Genomic DNA, 15816 nt, shown 5'->3' on the forward strand with positions numbered 1-15816 from the left:
AGCGCCGCGGCGCCGGCGTCCGGCAGGCAGGATTGGAGCCATTTGCCGCACTGCGGTACGCTGTACCGCTTTGCCGCCGCATCCGCGTGTTCCATGACCAGCGCTGAAACCAACGCCTACGACCCGCAGCAGGTTGAATCCGCCGCCCAGCAGTACTGGGACGCCACCCGTGCCTTCGAGGTCGACGAGACTTCGGACAAGCCGAAGTACTACTGCCTGTCGATGCTTCCGTACCCGTCCGGTGCGCTGCACATGGGCCACGTGCGCAACTACACGATCGGCGACGTGATCAGCCGCTACAAGCGCATGACCGGCCACAACGTGCTGCAGCCGATGGGCTGGGACGCGTTCGGACTGCCGGCGGAAAACGCTGCGATCAAGAACAAGACCGCGCCGGCGGCGTGGACCTACAAGAACATCGACCACATGCGCAGCCAGCTGAAGTCGCTGGGCTACGCCATCGACTGGTCGCGCGAGTTCGCCACCTGCCGTCCGGACTATTACGTCCACGAACAGCGCATGTTCACCCGCCTGATGCGCAAGGGCCTGGCCTATCGCCGCAACGCGGTAGTGAACTGGGACCCGGTCGACCAGACCGTGCTGGCCAACGAGCAGGTCATCGACGGCCGCGGCTGGCGTTCCGGCGCGCTGGTGGAGAAGCGTGAGATCCCGCAGTGGTTCCTGCGCATCACCGACTACGCCCAGGAACTGCTGGACGGCCTGGACGAGCTGGAGGGCTGGCCGGAATCGGTCAAGACCATGCAGCGCAACTGGATCGGCCGTTCCGAAGGCCTGGAGATCCAGTTCGACGTGCGCGATGTCGATGGCAGTGCGCTGGACCCGCTGCGCGTGTTCACCACCCGCCCGGACACGGTGATGGGCGTGACCTTCGTGTCGATCGCCGCCGAGCACCCGCTGGCGCTGCATGCGGCGAAGAACAACCCGGAACTGGCGGCGATGCTGGCCGACCTGAAGCAGGGCGGCGTGTCCGAGGCTGAACTGGAAACCCAGGAAAAGCGCGGCATGGACACCGGCCTGCGCGCGCTGCATCCGGTCACCGGCGAGCCGGTGCCGGTGTGGGTCGCCAACTTCGTGCTGATGGGCTACGGCACCGGCGCGGTGATGGCCGTTCCGGGCCATGACCAGCGCGACAATGAAGTGGCCAACAAGTACGGCCTGCCGATCAAGCAGGTCATCGCCCTGAAGGATGCGCGTACCGAAGAGGAGCGCAGCTGGGACGGCAGCCGCTGGCAGGACTGGTACAGCGACAAGAGCCGTGCCTTCGAGCTGGTGAATTCGGCCGAGTTCGACGGCCTGGATTTCCAGGGCGCTTTCGAAGCGCTGGCCGAACGTTTCGAGCGCAAGGCCCAGGGCCAGCGCCGCGTCAACTACCGCCTGCGCGACTGGGGCGTGAGCCGCCAGCGCTACTGGGGCTGCCCGATTCCGGTGATCTACTGCGCCAAGTGCGGCGCGGTGCCGGTGCCGGAAGAACAGCTGCCGGTGGTGCTGCCGGAAGACGTGGCCTTCGCCGGTACCGGCTCGCCGATCAAGACCGACCCGGAATGGCGCAAGACCACCTGCCCGGACTGCGGCGGCGCGGCCGAGCGCGAGACCGACACCTTCGACACCTTCATGGAGTCGAGCTGGTACTACGCCCGCTACACCTCGCCGGGTGCCCGTGATGCGGTCGACAAGCGTGGCAACTACTGGCTGCCGGTCGACCAGTACATCGGTGGCATCGAGCACGCGATCCTGCACCTGATGTATTTCCGCTTCTACCACAAGCTGCTGCGCGACGCGCGGATGGTGGACAGCAACGAGCCGGCGCGCAACCTGCTGTGCCAGGGCATGGTGATCGCCGAAACCTATTACCGCCCGAACCCGGACGGCTCGAAGGACTGGATCAACCCGGCCGATGTGGAAGTGCAGCGCGACGAGCGCGGCCGCATCACCGGTGCCACCCTGATCGCCGACGGCCAGCCGGTGGTGGTCGGTGGCACCGAGAAGATGTCCAAGTCGAAGAACAATGGCGTGGACCCGCAGGCGATGGTCGGCAAGTACGGCGCCGACACCGTGCGCCTGTTCTCGATGTTCGCCGCGCCGCCGGAACAGTCGCTGGAGTGGAACGAGGCCGGCGTGGACGGCATGGCCCGCTTCCTGCGTCGCCTGTGGGCCCAGGTGCAGAAGCACGCCGCCGACGGTGCCGCCCCGGCACTGGATGCCGCGGTGCTGGATGCCAACCAGAAGGCGCTGCGCCGCAAGACCCACGAAACCATCGGCAAGGTCGGTGACGACTATGGCCGCCGCCACAGCTTCAACACCGCGATCGCGGCGGTGATGGAGCTGATGAACGCGCTGGCCAAGTTCGAGGACGGCAGCGAGCAGGGCCGCGCGGTGCGCCAGGAAGCGCTGCAGGCCATCGTGCTGCTGCTCAACCCGATCACCCCGCATGCCAGCCACGCCCTGTGGCAGGTACTGGGCCATGGCGAGACGCTGCTGGAAGACCAGCCGTTCCCGCAGGCCGACAGCAGCGCGCTGGTGCGCGATGCGCTGACCCTGGCGGTACAGGTCAACGGCAAGCTGCGTGGCACCATCGAGGTGGCGGCCGATGCCGCGCGCGAGCAGGTCGAGGCGCTGGCCCTGGCCGAGCCCAACGCGGCCAAGTTCATGGAAGGCCTGACGGTGCGCAAGATCATCATCGTCCCCGGCAAGATCGTGAACATCGTCGCTGCCTGATGTCCCCCGCACCGGTCACCCGCGCGGTGGCCGGTGCCTTTCCAGAAGCAGGGCCGGGTGCCTGATGGCCCTGCATTCACGCGGCTTCGGGCACGCTGTGTGTTGCCGTGATCGCCCGGCTCCGCCAGACTGTCTCCATGACCCGAATCCTGCTTGCCCTCGTTCTTGTCCTCGGCCTCGCCGGCTGCGGTTTCCATCTGCGCAACAAGCTGATGCTGCCGACCGACACCGCCCCGGTGAAGGTGGTCTCCACCGCCCCGTACAGTGAACTGGTCAAGCTGCTCAACCGCAGCCTGCTGGCCTCCGGTGCCAAGCTGGCCGATGAGGACAGCAAGGAACCCAGCGCCCAGCTGCAGGTGCTGTCCGAGCGCTGGGGTGACCTGCCGATCGCCATCGACTCGCAGGGCCGTGCACAGGAATACAGCCTGCGCTACGCCGTGATCTTCATCTTCCGCCGCGAGGATGGCAGCGAACTGGTGCCTCAGCAGGTGATCGAACTGTCGCGCGACTATGTGTCGCCGCCGACCGACGCCACCGGTACCACCACCGAACGCGAAATCCTGGCCACGGAGCTGCGCCGGGAAATGTCCGCCTCGATCATCCGCCGTATCGACAGCGTGGTCCGCGCCGAGATCGAGAAGGGAGGCAGCCTGTCCGCGCCGAAGGCCAAGCCGATCGAGGGTGCGGTGCCGGCCGCGCCGGCCGCCGCCGTCAAGCACTGAGCGGCAGCGACGATGGAACTGCGTCCGGAGCAGCTGGCAAGCCAGGGCGCTGACACCCCGTTGGCGCCGGTGTACCTGATCGCAGGCCCGGAAACGCTGCGCGTGCTGGAGGCGGCGGATGCCGTCCGCGCGCGCGCGCGCGCCTCGGGCATCGGCGAACGCGAAGTGTTCGACGCCGACGGGCGAGATTTCGACTGGAACCAGCTCGACGCCAGCTTCAATGCGCCCAGCCTGTTCAGCGCCCGCCGCCTGGTCGAGGTGCGCCTGCCCAGCGGCAAGCCTGGCAAGGACGGCGCCGAGGTGATCAGCCAGTTCTGCGCCAATCCGGCGCCGGACGTGGTGCTGATGATCACCGCCAATGAATGGAGCAAGGCCCATCAGGGCAAGTGGGCCGAGGCGGTCAGCCGCATCGGCGTGCTGTCGGTGGCCTGGGCGATCAAGCCGCACGAACTGCCGGACTGGATCGAGCGCCGCCTGCGCGGCAAGGGCCTGCGTGCCGACCCGGCCGCCGTGCAGCGCCTGGCCGAGCGGGTGGAGGGCAACCTGCTGGCCGCCGCCCAGGAAATCGACAAGCTGGCGCTGTTGGCCGATGGCCAGCCGCTGGATGTGGAGCGGATGGAATCGCTGGTGGCTGATGCTGCCCGCTACGACGTGTTCCGGCTGGTGGAGGCGACGTTCTCCGGCCAGCCACCGGCCGTGCTGCGCATGCTGGCTGGCCTGCGCGGCGAGGGCGAAGCGGTGGCCGCACTGATGCCGATCGTGATCCGTGAACTGCTGGCCGGTGCCGGCCTGGCCCGGGTACAGGCCCGTGGCGGCAACCTGGCCGCCGAAATGAAATCGCGTGGTATCTGGGAATCGCGGCAGGCGCCCTACAAGCGCGCGCTGCAGCGGCACCCGGAAGGCAAGCGCTGGGAACGCTTCGTGGCCGAAGCCGGTCTGGTCGACCGCATCGCCAAGGGGCGGGCCGACGGCGATGCCTGGCTGGCGCTGGAGCGCCTGCTGGTGGCCGTGGCCGAACCGCGTGCCGTGCGCCTGCTGGCGCGGGCCTGAGCGATGAGCCTGCGGATCTATTACGGGGGCACCTTCGATCCGGTGCACCTGGGGCACCTGGCAATCGCGCGGGCCGCCCGGGACGAACTGCAGGTAGCCGTGCGCATGTTGCCGGCAGGCGATCCGCCGCACCGTGCGGTGCCCGGCGCCACCGCCGAGCAGCGCTGCACCATGTTGTCGCTGGCCATCGGCGACGAGCCGGGCCTGCTGCTGGACCGCCGTGAACTGGACCGTGCCACGCGCTATCCCGGTCGTCCGTCCTACACCGTCGATACCCTGCGCGAGCTGCGTGGCGAGCTCGGCCCGAGCCGGCCGCTGGCCTGGCTGGTGGGCGCCGACAGCCTGCTGGGCCTGTCCGGCTGGCACGAATGGGAGGCCCTGTTCGGGCTGGCCCACTTCGTGGTGGCCGAACGGCCGGGCAGCCCGTTGCAGGCGTCGATCGACGGCGAACTGGGGCGTGCCCTGCAGGGGCGCTGGGCCGACAATGAGCAGGCCCTGTTCGCCAGCCCGGCCGGGCGCATCCTGCGCCTGCACCACCCGCTGCGCGAGGAGTCGGCCAGCGCCGTGCGCTCGCAGATCGCCGCCGGTGGCCCCTGGCGCGCCCTGCTGCCGCCGGCCGTCGCGGACTACGTCGCTGCACACGGGCTGTACCGCCCGGCCACAGCGTGAATGGCGCGGCCGCGCCATCCCCGTATAATCGCCCCCACGTTTATCGAGTCGATCCACTTTGAGCAACCAGACCCAGCCCCAGACCATCAAGGTCGATCTGCCCAGCCCGCCGCCGTCCGTGCCGGAACTGCTGGCCAGCGTCCGCCAAGCCACCGAAGACCTGAAGGCCAAGGACCTGGTCGAGATCGACGTGCGCGGCCGGTCCAGCGTTGCCGACTACATGATCGTCGTTTCGGGCACCTCGACCCGCCACGTCAAGTCGATCGCCGATGAAGTCGTGCGCTTCGCCAAGAACATCGACGTGATGCCGCTGGGTGTTGAAGGCGAGCGCGAAGCCGAGTGGGTGCTGGTCGACCTGGGCGACGTGATCGTCCACGTGATGCTGCCGCGCGTGCGTGAGTTCTACGCCCTCGAGCGCCTGTGGACCGTTGGCGACCAGCCGCCGTCCAGCGACGACGAAGTGGCCTGAGCCGCACGTTGATGCATCCCTTCGACGGCGCCGATGGCGCCGTCGACGTTTTGGAGGACCGTGTAGATGAAAGCCCGCCTGATCGCCACCGGTGAACGCGCACCCAGCTGGGTCGCGCAGGGCTTCGCCGAGTACCAGAAGCGGCTGTCGCACTGGCTGCCGTTCGAGCTGGTGGAAATCGAGCCCGGCCTGCGCGGCAAGGGGCGTGATCCGCGCCGCGCCACTGAAGATGAAGGCAAGCGGGTCATCGCCGCGCTGCCGAAGAACGCCTATGTGGTGGCACTGGATGTGCCGGGGCGGCAGCTGAGTTCCGAACAGCTGGCACAGCGGCTGGAGCATTGGCGCGGGCAGGGCCGCGACCTGGCGATCCTGATCGGTGGCCCGGAAGGGCATTCGCCGGAGGTGTCCGCGCTGGCCGATGAGAAGTGGTCGATCGGACCGCTGACGCTGCCGCACATGCTGGTGCGCCTGGTGGTGGCCGAGCAGTTGTATCGGGCCGCCGCAATGATTGCCAATCACCCCTACCATCGCGCGTGAAGAGTGGTTATACTAGTCGTCTGCCCGAATAGCTCAGCCGGTTAGAGCACTTGACTGTTAATCAGGGGGTCGTTGGTTCGAGTCCAACTTCGGGCGCCACCTTGAAAAACCTGCATCGCGAGATGCAGGTTTTTTTTTGCCGTTTGTGGCGTCGCGCTGCGGCAGTCGTGCATGGCTCGACTCTACAATGCAGTGTCATCGACTACGGATGTTGATTGTGCGCGCACGCCTGCTCATGGGTTCCCTGCTGCTTGCGATGGTGCCGTTTGCCACAGTGAAGGCCGCGCCTTCCACCTGGCATCCGCCACAGGGCACGACCGAGCTTCCACTGTGGCCGCAGGGCACGGTGAGCGCGCCGCCGAAGTTGAAGGGCCCCGAGCAGGTCAGCGACGTGACCTCCGAAGCCAGTGGCGAACACTGGATGATGCTGCAGAACGTCGCGGTGCCGACCCTCACCGTGTTTCCGCCGAAGGGGCCGGCCACCGGCACCGCGGTGATGGTGGTGCCTGGCGGAGGCTATCGGGTGCTGGCGATGGACCTGGAAGGCAGCGAGATCTGCGACTGGCTGGTCGCACAGGGCATCACCTGTGCATTGCTGAAGTACCGGGTGCCAGCCTCCGGCCCGAACTGGGACCCCGAGTGCAACTGCCGCGACATTCCAAAGGTGCCGATGGCCCTGCAGGATGCACAGCGTGCAATGGGCCTGCTGCGCGCACAGGCCGGGCGCTGGTCCATCAATCCGAAGCGGATCGGGGTGATCGGCTTTTCCGCCGGTGGTCACGTGGTGGCGGGACTGAGCACGCACGCGCTGCGCAGCTACGCGCCGGTCGACGCGGCGGATGAGCAGCCAAGCCGCCCAGATTTCGCGATGGTGATGTATTCCGGGCACCTGTGGGCGGGGCACGGAAAGGGGTTGTCGCTGGTCAGGGACATCACCGTGGATGACAAGGTGCCGCCGACGTTCATCGCGCAGGCCACCGACGATCGCACCGACGACGTGCGCGAATCACTGGCCTATTACCGTGCCCTGGTCGACGCGGGCGTGCCGGTGGAAATGCACCTGTTCGCACGCGGCGGCCATGCATTCGGACTGCGCATGAAGGATGCACCGGTCGCGGCGTGGCCGCAGCTGGCCGAGCGCTGGATGCAGGATATCGGCATGCTGGCGGAACGCCAGTTGTAGAGCCGAGCCATGCTCGGCTGCCTGTGTGAAGCCGAGCGTGGGCTCGGCTCTACAATGCCAGGTCACCCTTGCAGAACGCCACCAGCGTGGCGATCGCCACCGCCAGGATCGCGCCGAACAGGACCCACTCCCAGCGCGTGAATACCTGCTCGCCGCGCTGGCGCCGGGTCAATGCGAACAACACCACGCCGGGCACGTACAGCAGTACCGACAGCAGCAGGTTGTCCAGGCCGCCGGCATACACCAGCCACAGCGCATAGGCGCTGGCCAGCAGTGCGACCACGAAATCGCGCCAGCGCACGCCTGGTTCACCGGCATAGGCCTGCCCACGCCAGGCCAGTTGCACGCCGAACGCGGTGGACAGGAAGTAGGGCACCAGGCTCATCGACGCGGCCAGCAACACCAACCCGGTGTAGCTGCCCGAATTGACCAGCACCAGCAGCAGGAACAGCTGGATCAGGCCGTTGCTCAACCAGAGCGCATTGGCCGGCACGCCGCGCGCATTCTCGCGGCCGAGGAAGGCCGGCATGGTGCCGTCGCCGGCCGCGGCGTACAGCACTTCGGCGCACAGCAGCACCCACGCCAGCAGTGCACCGAGTACTGAAATGATCGAACCGATGATGATCACCGTTGCGCCCCATTCGCCGACGATGGCGCGCAGCACATAGGCCATCGACGGATTGGGCAGCCCGGCCAGTTCGGCCTGCGACAGCACGCCCATCGACAGCAGGCTGACCAGTACCAGCAGCAGCCAGACCCCCAGGAAACCGATTACCGTGGCACGGCCGACGTCGGCACGTCGCGCGGCACGCCGCGAATAGATGCTGGCGCCTTCGATGCCGATGAACACCCACACTGTCACCAGCATCATGCCGCGCAGCTGCTGCCCGAGGTCGCCGAGTGCGGGCGTGCCGAGGAAGTCGGCGCGGAACACGTCCATGCGGAACGCGCCTGCCGCCAGGATCAGGAACAGCGCGATCGGCAGCAGCTTGGCCACGGTCACGAGGCCGTTGACGATGGCGGCCGTGCGCAGGCCGCGCAGCACCAGCAGGTGCACGGTCCACAGCAGCAGTGACGAAGCGGCCACGGCGGCGGGTGTATTGCCTTCACCGAAGACCGGCATGAAGTGGCCGAGGCCACTGAAGATCAGCACGAAGAAGCTGGCGTTGCCGAGCACCGACGCCACCCAGTAGCCCCACGCCGCAGAGAAGCCTATGTAGTTGCCGAAGCCCTCGCGCGCATAGGCGTAGATGCCGGTATCCAGGTCGGGGCGACGATTGGCCAGGGCCTGGAACACGAAGGCCAGCATCAGCATGCCGGCGCCACTCACCGCCCAGCCGATCAAGGCGGCGGCCGGGCCGGCGCTGCGCGCGACGTTCTGCGGCAGTGAAAAGATGCCGGCGCCGACCATCGAGCCGACCACCAGTGCAGTCAACGCGGGCAGGCCCAGCCGTTGCGATGTCGCGGCCATGGAGTTCCCCTGCGGCGCGGATGCCGCGAGCACACGGTAGCCATGTACTCGTGAACATGTCCGCAAGAGGCGTGCAGGAACCGGCGCGCATGAAAACGACGAAGGCCCGGGCAACGGCCCGGGCCTTCGAGGGTGACGCTGCAACCGGTATTACTTGAACGTGTACTTGAAGCCGACGGTGTAGTAACGGCCCAGCGCACCGGAGAAGTGCATCGGGTTGTAGTTCACCGCACCGTAGGTGGTCGGGTCGAGCGGGGCAATGCGGTCGAACACGTTGGCCACCGAGGCGTTGAGTTCGAACGAATCGTTGATGCTCCAGCGACCGGACAGGTCCATCGTGGTGAACGAGGAGATCTTCTTCACCGGCGTGCCGTCAGCGTAGAAGGCCAGGTAGCTGCCACCACGGCTGTCGATGTTGTCCATCTTGCTGATGTAGTTGACGATGCCGCTGACGCTCCACGGGCCCTGCTTCCAGGTGGTGCCGAAGTTGACCTTGTCCTTCGGCGTACCGATGCAGTTGGTGACGTCGCAGTTGCCGTGGGTACCCACGTAATCAACCGTGTCGCCGCCTTCGGTGCGCTCGAACTTCAGGATGTGGCTCCACTGCAGGTCCAGTTCCAGCTGGCCCGGGCCGATCTCGAAGGTCTGGCGGATATCGGTATCGATACCGCGCACGCGCGAGGAGCTGGCATTCACGTAGCCGGTGTTGACCGCCAGGATGGTGCCGCTGTTGGCCACGCCATTGAGATTGTTGCTGTCGCGCAGCACGTTGCCGGCGAGGATCGCCGCCGCCGTGCTGCCCTGCACGATCTCGTTGGTGCGCTTGATCTGCCAGGCATCGACGGTCATCGAGGTGGTCGAAGTCGGCTGCAGCACGATGCCGACCGAGTAGCTCTTGGACTCTTCCGGCTTCAGCAGCTTGTTCGGCTTGGTGATGATCGCCACCGAATTGGCGCCACATTCGCTGGCCGCGCCGCCGCTGATCTGGCAACGCACCGGATCGACAGCGGTGGAGAAGGCGGCCAGGCCACCGTCACCGTTCTCGGCCGGGTTCGGCGCGCGGAAACCTTCGGCGTAGCTGGCGCGCAGGGCGATCCAGTCGGCCGGGGTCCACTTCACGCCCAGCTTCGGCGTGGCCTTGCCTTCACCGCTTTCGTACTTGTCGTAGCGCAGGGCACCGGACAGTTCCAGCTGTTCCAGCACCGGTGCCGACAGTTCGACGTAGCCGGCGTAGACGTTCTGGGTGCCGTCATAGGCCGAGTAGCCCAGGCCGATGATGTCGCCCTGATCGGTGTAGGTCTGCGGGGTCAGGCTGTTGCTGGTCTTGCGCCATTCGGTACCGATCGCCAGGCCCAGCGGGCCGCCCTTCAGGTCCATCAGGCTGCGCGACACGGTGAAGTCGAACATGTCCAGGCTGGACTTGGCGCGGGCGCTGATCATCGGCGAGATGTAGTCGTACAGCGCCTGCGAATTCTTGCCCGCATCGTCACCGATGCGCCACACACCACCGGCGCAGTTGGCATTGCCCAGTGCGCACTGTACGGCGCTGTAGCGCAGGAAGCCGGTGCGCTTGTTGGTCAGGTCGGTGCCCGAATGCAGGTAGGCGGTGTCGTAGCTCCAGTCGCCCCAGTTGCCCTTGATGCCCACCAGGAAGCGGTTGAACTCATTGGTGTTGTCGGTCACGCGCGGGCCGACATCCCAGGCGGAGTAGCGCACGCGGACCGGAGTGGCGCCCGGCTGCCCGTAGAACGGGTTGTCCGGGTGGTTGGCACCCAGCACGGTGGCACCCGGGCCGGAGTTGGCATTGACCGGGCCACCCGGGTAGCCCCAGCCACCGGACACGCCGGACGGGGTGTTGCTGAAGATGGTTTCCTTCTTCGAGTAGCCGATCTCGGTGTAGATCTCGCCGCCCTCACCGAAGGCGAAGCTGGCGCGGCCGAACACGTTGACGTACTTCTCTTCCGGAATCAGGTCGCGGTACTGCTGCGCCGGATCGAACAGGCAGCCGTCGGCGGCGATGCTGGCCGGAGTCTGCCCACCAATGGTGGTCAGGCCGGCACAGCCCGGCAGCGGAACCAGGTGGCCGGTAGCGTCGAGGTAGGAGCCGTTGGGGCCGGAGCCGCCGGAGGTGCCGCCACGGGTGTAGGCACCGCCGAGGAACTGGGCGGTCTTGTCGTAGCCCCACGGGCGGGTGTCACCGGTTCCGATCCACTTGCGGTTCTTGCGGTCGCTGATCTTGATCGCGTCGGTCTTGCCGACGTCCAGGCTGAAGAACGCGTTCCAGCCATCGGTGGCCAGGTCGCCGGTACCGGCGGTCAGGGTCGCCTTCCTGGCGTCGCCATCGCTGTCACCGGACAGGCCGTAGGAGCCACGCAGGATGGCGCCCTGGAAGTCGCTGCGCAGGATGATGTTGACCACGCCGGCGATGGCATCGGAGCCGTAGATCGCCGAGGCGCCGTCCTTGAGCACTTCCACGCGCTCGACGGCATCGAGCGGAATGGTGCTGAGGTCGGTGAAGACCTTCTGGCCGTCATCGGCCAGGCCATAGGTGGCCATGCGGCGGCCGTTCAACAGCACCAGCGTCGAGCCGGCGCCCAGGCCGCGCAGCGAGATGCCGGCGCCACCGCCGGCGAAACCGTTGCCGAAGGTCTTGGGAATCGAGCCGGCGCCATCGGCGGTGATGGTCTGCAGGTACTCGGCCAGCGAGGTCTTGCCGGTGCGGTCGATTTCCTGGCGGGTCACCACCTGCACCGGCGACGGTGTCTCGGTGTTGGTGCGCGGGATGTTGGAGCCGGTGACCGTGATGCGGTCGAGGTTGGTGGCCTTTTCCTGCGCGAAGGCGGAGGAGGAAGCGACGGCGCCGGCCAGCAGCAGGGCGCCGCCGGTGAGGATGTGGGTGATGGACGATGCCAGGGTGCTGCGGCGGCGGCTGGCGGGCCGTTGGATCGGGTGTTTCACAGCTTCTCTCCTAACTGGAAAACCGTAGCGTTGAGGGCTGTCGCCGGATCGATACCGGGACGCGCCAATCTAGGTTTCCAGCAGGTGACGAAGTCGTGAATTTTTGCTTAATCGGTAACGCTTGGTCCTCGACTGTCCGCATTCCCCATGGCTGAGGCAGGGGCCGGCCCGGCGCGAGGCCGGGCCGGTGGGGCGCTCAGTCCGGCAGCGAGAACTGCACCGGCACCATGCCGATGGCCGGAACCGCCACGCCGTCACGCTGGGCAGGCTCGAAGCGCCAGTGCTTGAGCACCTGCTGGCGGGCGGCCTGGTCCAGGTTGCGCGAGCCGCTGCTGCGCTCGACGCTGACGGCGACCGGCTGGCCACGGGTGTCCACTTCCACCCGCAACAGCACCGTGCCCTGTTCGTGGTTGCGCAGGGACTGGATCGGGTAGGTCGGCGGCGGGGCGCTGCGGTACTGCAGCTGGGCGCCAGCCAATGGGGTGGAGGTGTCGATGCTGGGCGCCAGCTGCGGCGGAGCCGGTTCGGCGGCCGGCAACGCGATGCCCTGCGTCTCTTCCACGGTCGCGGTGGGGGCGGGCAGTGGCGGTACCACCGGCTGCGTCCGCGGTTTCGGCACCACCTGGACGATCTCTTTCGGCGGGACCGGGACCGGCGGTGTCGGTGTCGGCGGGATCTTCTCGATCAGCCTGACCGTGGTCTTGTCACGGGGGACCTGCACGGCCTGGTAGGTCGCAGGGATGAGCAGCAACAGGAAGGCCAGCAGGTGCAGGGCGATCGCCGCGCTCCAGGCGGCTACGCGGGCGGGGTCGAAGTGCGGGGATGCAACGGGATACGTACGAACCATGATCCACCTCCATGCCAGTGACGAAGTCCTCAACGCACCAGGGCCCGTGGCGGGGTTGCCGCACGCGGCTGGCAGTCCATCAGTAGCGCGGCTTGGCGGCTACTGCCTAGAGGCAGGGGCATGAGCGTTGGGCTGGCCTTCAGCCAGCGCCGGCAGCGCGCATGAAAAAGGCGGGCCCCCTGCGGGACCAGCCTGTGCCGGCAGTGGCGGACGCGATCAGCGGCCCAGTTCGAACACCACGTCCAGGTTGACCGAGACGGTCGACTCACCCGGTGCGACCGGGGTGGCCTTGTCCATCGCCGCACCGGCCGACATGGTGCGCATCATCTGCATCGGGCGGAAACCGCCGTTGCTGTTCTCGGAGATGCTGACGATGCGGCGCACCTGCAGGCCCAGCGACTTGGCATAGGTCTGGGCACGGGCCTGGGCTTTCTTCAGGGCAGCCAGGCGGGCTTCGTCATAGACCGGTTCCGGCTGGTCGATCTCGAAGCTGGGGCCGTTGATCTGGTTGGCGCCCTGCGCGGCCAGCGCATCGAGCACCTTGCCGAGCTTGGCGATGTCGCGGACCTTCAGGCTGACCGTATTGCTGGCCTGGTAGCCGGTAATCTTCGGTGCTTCATTGTCGGCATAGCGGTACTGCGGGTTGAGGCTGACGCCGCTGGTCTGCACATCGCGTTCGGCGATGCCGGCGGCCTTGATCGCGGCCAGCACCTTGTCCATCTGCTGGGCGTTCTGGCGCATGGCGCTGTTGCCGTCGGCGGCCTGGGTGACCACGCCGGCCGACAGGGTGGCGACGTCCGGCACGCGGGTCGCCTCGGCGTTGGCCGAGATGTTCAGCAGGGTGCCTTCGGCCGCGGCGGCGATCGACGGCGACGACGGAGCGGCATGGGCGGTCATCGAGGTTCCAAGGGCAAGGGACAGGGCAAGCAGCAGCGGGGTGGCGGTCAGGCGCATGGGATCTCCTTGTTGTGGCAGTGAGGGTGGTGTCGTAGCGATGAACGCGCTGTGAGCCTGTTCGGGGTTGTACGCGTTCCGTAACGGGTTGCCGACGATTCAGGTGGCGGCCTCAGGTTATGCTGTGCCGATGCTCTATCTTGCTTCCCGCTCCCCCCGACGCAACCAGCTGCTGGCCCGACTCGGACGCCCCTTCCAGGCCCTTGACCTGGAGGTCGTCGAGCAGCGCGCGGCGACTGAAAGTGCCGAGCAGTACGTGTGCCGGGTCGCTGCCGACAAGGCGCGCGCCGGCCTGGCCCAGGTGCTGGCCGACGACCCGCAGGCGCGCGTGCTCGGTTCGGACACCGAGGTGGTGCTGGAGGGCGAGGTCTTCGGCAAGCCGGCCGATGCCGCCGACGCGCGGGCGATGCTGGCGCGGCTGGCCGGACGCACCCACCAGGTGATGACCGCGGTGGTGGTGGTCGATGCCACCGGCCTGGACAGCGAGCTGGTCATATCCGAGGTGACCTTCGCCCCGATCGACGCCGCCGACATCGCCGCCTATGTCGCCACCGGCGAGCCGCTGGACAAGGCCGGTGCCTACGCCATCCAGGGCGGGGCCGAACGCTGGATCGAACACCTTTCCGGCAGCTACTCCGGCGTCATGGGGTTGCCGCTGCTGCACACCGATCGTCTGCTGGCGCGCTGCGGCGTGCCGGCCCCCACTGCCGATGCCGCCAGGGAGGCTGCCGATGTCTGAGGAAATCCTGGTCAATGTGACCCCGCGCGAGACCCGGGTCGCGGTGATCGAAAATGGCATGCTGCAGGAACTGCACATCGAGCGCGGTTGGCGCCGTGGCGTGGTCGGCAACATCTACAAGGGCAAGGTGCAGCGGGTCATGCCCGGCATGCAGGCCGCCTTCGTCGAAGTCGGCCTGGAGCGCGCCGCGTTCCTGCACGCCAACGACGTGGTGCGCCCGGCACCGGTGGCCAGCGCCGACACCGAGAACACCACCCTGCCGCCGCCGGCCAGCGTGCCGATCGTCGAGCTGCTGCGTGACGGCCAGGACATCGTGGTGCAGGTGGTGAAGGACCCGATCGGCACCAAGGGCGCACGCCTGACCACGCAGATCAGCATTCCCTCGCGCTACATGGTGCTGCTGCCGCAGTCGAAGGTGGTGGGCGTGTCGGCGCGCATCGAGGACGAAACCGAGCGCGCCCGCCTGAAGGCGCTGGTGACTGAGCTGTCGGCGCAGCATGGTGGCTACGGTTACATCGTGCGCACCAACGCCGAAGGCCAGCCGGCCGAGGCCATCGCCGAGGACATCGCCTACCTGTCGCGCGTATGGAACGTGGTCGAGCGCCGCGGCCGCGAAGCGCCGTCGTGCAGCATCATCTATGAAGACCTGAGCCTGCCGCTGCGGTCGGTGCGCGACCTGATCCGCAAGGACGTGGACAAGGTGAAGGTGGACTCGAAGGAGACCTTCAGCCAGCTGCAGGCCTTCGTCGCCAAGTACATGCCGGTGCTGGCCGAGAAGCTGGAGCTGTATTCCGGTGACCGCCCGATCTTCGACATGTTCGGCGTGGAGGACGAGATCGGCCGCGCGCTGGACAAGCAGGTGCCGCTGAAATCCGGTGGCTACCTGGTGATCGACCAGACCGAGGCGATGACCACCATCGACGTCAATACCGGTTCGTTCCTCGGCCAGCGCAACCTGGAAGAAACGGTGTTCCGCACCAACCTGGAGGCGGCGCAGGCGGTGGCGCGGCAGCTGCGGCTGCGCAACCTGGGCGGCATCATCATCATCGACTTCATCGACATGGATGATGCAGAGCATCGCCGCCAGGTGCTGCGCACGCTGGAGAAGGCGCTGGCCCGCGACCATGCCAAGACCACGGTCTATGATTTCTCGCCGCTGGGCCTGGTGGAGATGACCCGCAAGCGCACGGTGGAAAGCCTGGAACGCCAGCTGTCGGAGACCTGCCCGCAGTGCAGCGGCCGCGGCAGCATCAAGACCACCGAGACGGTGACCTACGAGATCTTCCGCGAGATCACCCGTGCCGTGCGCCAGTTCGATGCTGCGCGCCTGCTGGTGATCGCATCGACCAAGGTGGTCGCGCGCATCACCGATGAGGAATCCTCGGCGGTGGCCGAGCTGGAAGAGTTCCTCGGCAAGAGCATCCGCTTCCAGGCGGACGAGCAGTACCTGCAGGAGCAATTCGATGTCGTTCTGCTCTGAT

13 protein-coding genes and 1 tRNA gene are annotated in these 15816 nt (G+C 67.3%); 10 read left to right on the forward strand and 4 right to left on the reverse strand.

What is annotated here, in order from left to right; all coding sequences use genetic code 11:
- The first annotated feature begins 93 nt into the window (after positions 1-93).
- From leuS to BKE09_RS17890, 8 genes are all read left to right on the forward strand, one after another.
- Positions 94-2736 carry a leucine--tRNA ligase gene (gene leuS / locus BKE09_RS17855; RefSeq protein ID WP_049447151.1) on the forward strand — a complete coding sequence of 881 codons (2643 nt, stop codon included), beginning with the start codon at positions 94-96 and terminating at the stop codon, positions 2734-2736.
- Between the two features lie 137 nt (positions 2737-2873).
- A complete protein-coding gene (gene lptE / locus BKE09_RS17860; RefSeq protein WP_014038032.1) occupies positions 2874-3458 on the forward strand; it encodes an LPS assembly lipoprotein LptE in 585 nt (194 codons plus the stop codon).
- A gap of 12 nt (positions 3459-3470) precedes the next feature.
- Entirely contained in the window at positions 3471-4508 is a 1038-nt protein-coding gene (gene holA, locus BKE09_RS17865; RefSeq protein ID WP_032961944.1) for a DNA polymerase III subunit delta, read from the forward strand.
- Between the two features lie 3 nt (positions 4509-4511).
- Positions 4512-5177, forward strand: a complete 666-nt coding sequence (gene nadD / locus BKE09_RS17870) for a nicotinate-nucleotide adenylyltransferase (RefSeq protein WP_014647945.1) — start codon at positions 4512-4514, stop codon at positions 5175-5177.
- Between the two features lie 58 nt (positions 5178-5235).
- On the forward strand, positions 5236-5646 hold the full coding sequence (gene rsfS, locus BKE09_RS17875; RefSeq protein WP_005418109.1) for a ribosome silencing factor: 411 nt from the start codon (positions 5236-5238) through the stop codon (positions 5644-5646).
- A gap of 66 nt (positions 5647-5712) precedes the next feature.
- Entirely contained in the window at positions 5713-6183 is a 471-nt protein-coding gene (rlmH, locus tag BKE09_RS17880) for a 23S rRNA (pseudouridine(1915)-N(3))-methyltransferase RlmH (RefSeq protein WP_075677018.1), read from the forward strand.
- A gap of 22 nt (positions 6184-6205) precedes the next feature.
- Positions 6206-6282: transfer RNA gene (locus BKE09_RS17885), tRNA-Asn, on the forward strand.
- Positions 6283-6391: 109 nt separating this feature from the next.
- On the forward strand, positions 6392-7366 hold the full coding sequence (locus tag BKE09_RS17890; protein ID WP_170871773.1) for an alpha/beta hydrolase: 975 nt from the start codon (positions 6392-6394) through the stop codon (positions 7364-7366).
- Between the two features lie 49 nt (positions 7367-7415).
- Here the strand turns inward: BKE09_RS17890 and BKE09_RS17895 are convergent, their stop codons facing one another.
- The 4 genes from BKE09_RS17895 to BKE09_RS17910 form a co-directional block, all read right to left on the reverse strand.
- Complete coding sequence (locus BKE09_RS17895; RefSeq protein WP_075677020.1) at positions 7416-8837, reverse strand: basic amino acid/polyamine antiporter; 1422 nt, start codon at positions 8835-8837, stop codon at positions 7416-7418.
- Positions 8838-8987: 150 nt separating this feature from the next.
- Positions 8988-11795, reverse strand: coding sequence for a TonB-dependent receptor (locus BKE09_RS17900; RefSeq protein ID WP_075677022.1), 2808 nt, complete (start codon positions 11793-11795; stop codon positions 8988-8990).
- Positions 11796-11991: 196 nt separating this feature from the next.
- Positions 11992-12642, reverse strand: coding sequence for an energy transducer TonB (locus tag BKE09_RS17905; RefSeq protein WP_075677024.1), 651 nt, complete (start codon positions 12640-12642; stop codon positions 11992-11994).
- A gap of 216 nt (positions 12643-12858) precedes the next feature.
- Complete coding sequence (locus BKE09_RS17910) at positions 12859-13596, reverse strand: SIMPL domain-containing protein (RefSeq protein WP_075677026.1); 738 nt, start codon at positions 13594-13596, stop codon at positions 12859-12861.
- 130 nt (positions 13597-13726) lie between these two features.
- Between BKE09_RS17910 and BKE09_RS17915 the strand changes: the two genes are divergently transcribed.
- Positions 13727-14335 carry a Maf family nucleotide pyrophosphatase gene (locus BKE09_RS17915; RefSeq protein ID WP_049447162.1) on the forward strand — a complete coding sequence of 203 codons (609 nt, stop codon included), beginning with the start codon at positions 13727-13729 and terminating at the stop codon, positions 14333-14335.
- Positions 14328-15815 carry a ribonuclease G gene (gene rng / locus BKE09_RS17920; protein WP_014038023.1) on the forward strand — a complete coding sequence of 496 codons (1488 nt, stop codon included), beginning with the start codon at positions 14328-14330 and terminating at the stop codon, positions 15813-15815. The genes BKE09_RS17915 and rng overlap by 8 nt, the downstream gene beginning before the upstream one ends.
- Position 15816 lies beyond the last annotated feature (1 nt).

It is taken from the genome of Stenotrophomonas sp. TD3 (assembly GCF_001939825.1).
Lineage (GTDB): Bacteria > Pseudomonadota > Gammaproteobacteria > Xanthomonadales > Xanthomonadaceae > Stenotrophomonas.

What these genes read in the sequence shown, in the direction of transcription:
- BKE09_RS17910 (WP_075677026.1), bottom strand. Translation starts at nt 13,596, where the DNA reads ATGCGCCTGACCGCCACCCCGCTGCTGCTTGCCCTGTCCCTTGCCCTT.
- rng (WP_014038023.1), top strand. Translation starts at nt 14,328, where the DNA reads ATGTCTGAGGAAATCCTGGTCAATGTGACCCCGCGCGAGACCCGGGTC.
- holA (WP_032961944.1), top strand. Translation starts at nt 3,471, where the DNA reads ATGGAACTGCGTCCGGAGCAGCTGGCAAGCCAGGGCGCTGACACCCCG.
- BKE09_RS17905 (WP_075677024.1), bottom strand. Translation starts at nt 12,642, where the DNA reads ATGGTTCGTACGTATCCCGTTGCATCCCCGCACTTCGACCCCGCCCGC.
- rlmH (WP_075677018.1), top strand. Translation starts at nt 5,713, where the DNA reads ATGAAAGCCCGCCTGATCGCCACCGGTGAACGCGCACCCAGCTGGGTC.
- leuS (WP_049447151.1), top strand. Translation starts at nt 94, where the DNA reads ATGACCAGCGCTGAAACCAACGCCTACGACCCGCAGCAGGTTGAATCC.
- lptE (WP_014038032.1), top strand. Translation starts at nt 2,874, where the DNA reads ATGACCCGAATCCTGCTTGCCCTCGTTCTTGTCCTCGGCCTCGCCGGC.
- BKE09_RS17915 (WP_049447162.1), top strand. Translation starts at nt 13,727, where the DNA reads ATGCTCTATCTTGCTTCCCGCTCCCCCCGACGCAACCAGCTGCTGGCC.
- BKE09_RS17895 (WP_075677020.1), bottom strand. Translation starts at nt 8,837, where the DNA reads ATGGCCGCGACATCGCAACGGCTGGGCCTGCCCGCGTTGACTGCACTG.
- BKE09_RS17890 (WP_170871773.1), top strand. Translation starts at nt 6,392, where the DNA reads ATGTTGATTGTGCGCGCACGCCTGCTCATGGGTTCCCTGCTGCTTGCG.
- nadD (WP_014647945.1), top strand. Translation starts at nt 4,512, where the DNA reads ATGAGCCTGCGGATCTATTACGGGGGCACCTTCGATCCGGTGCACCTG.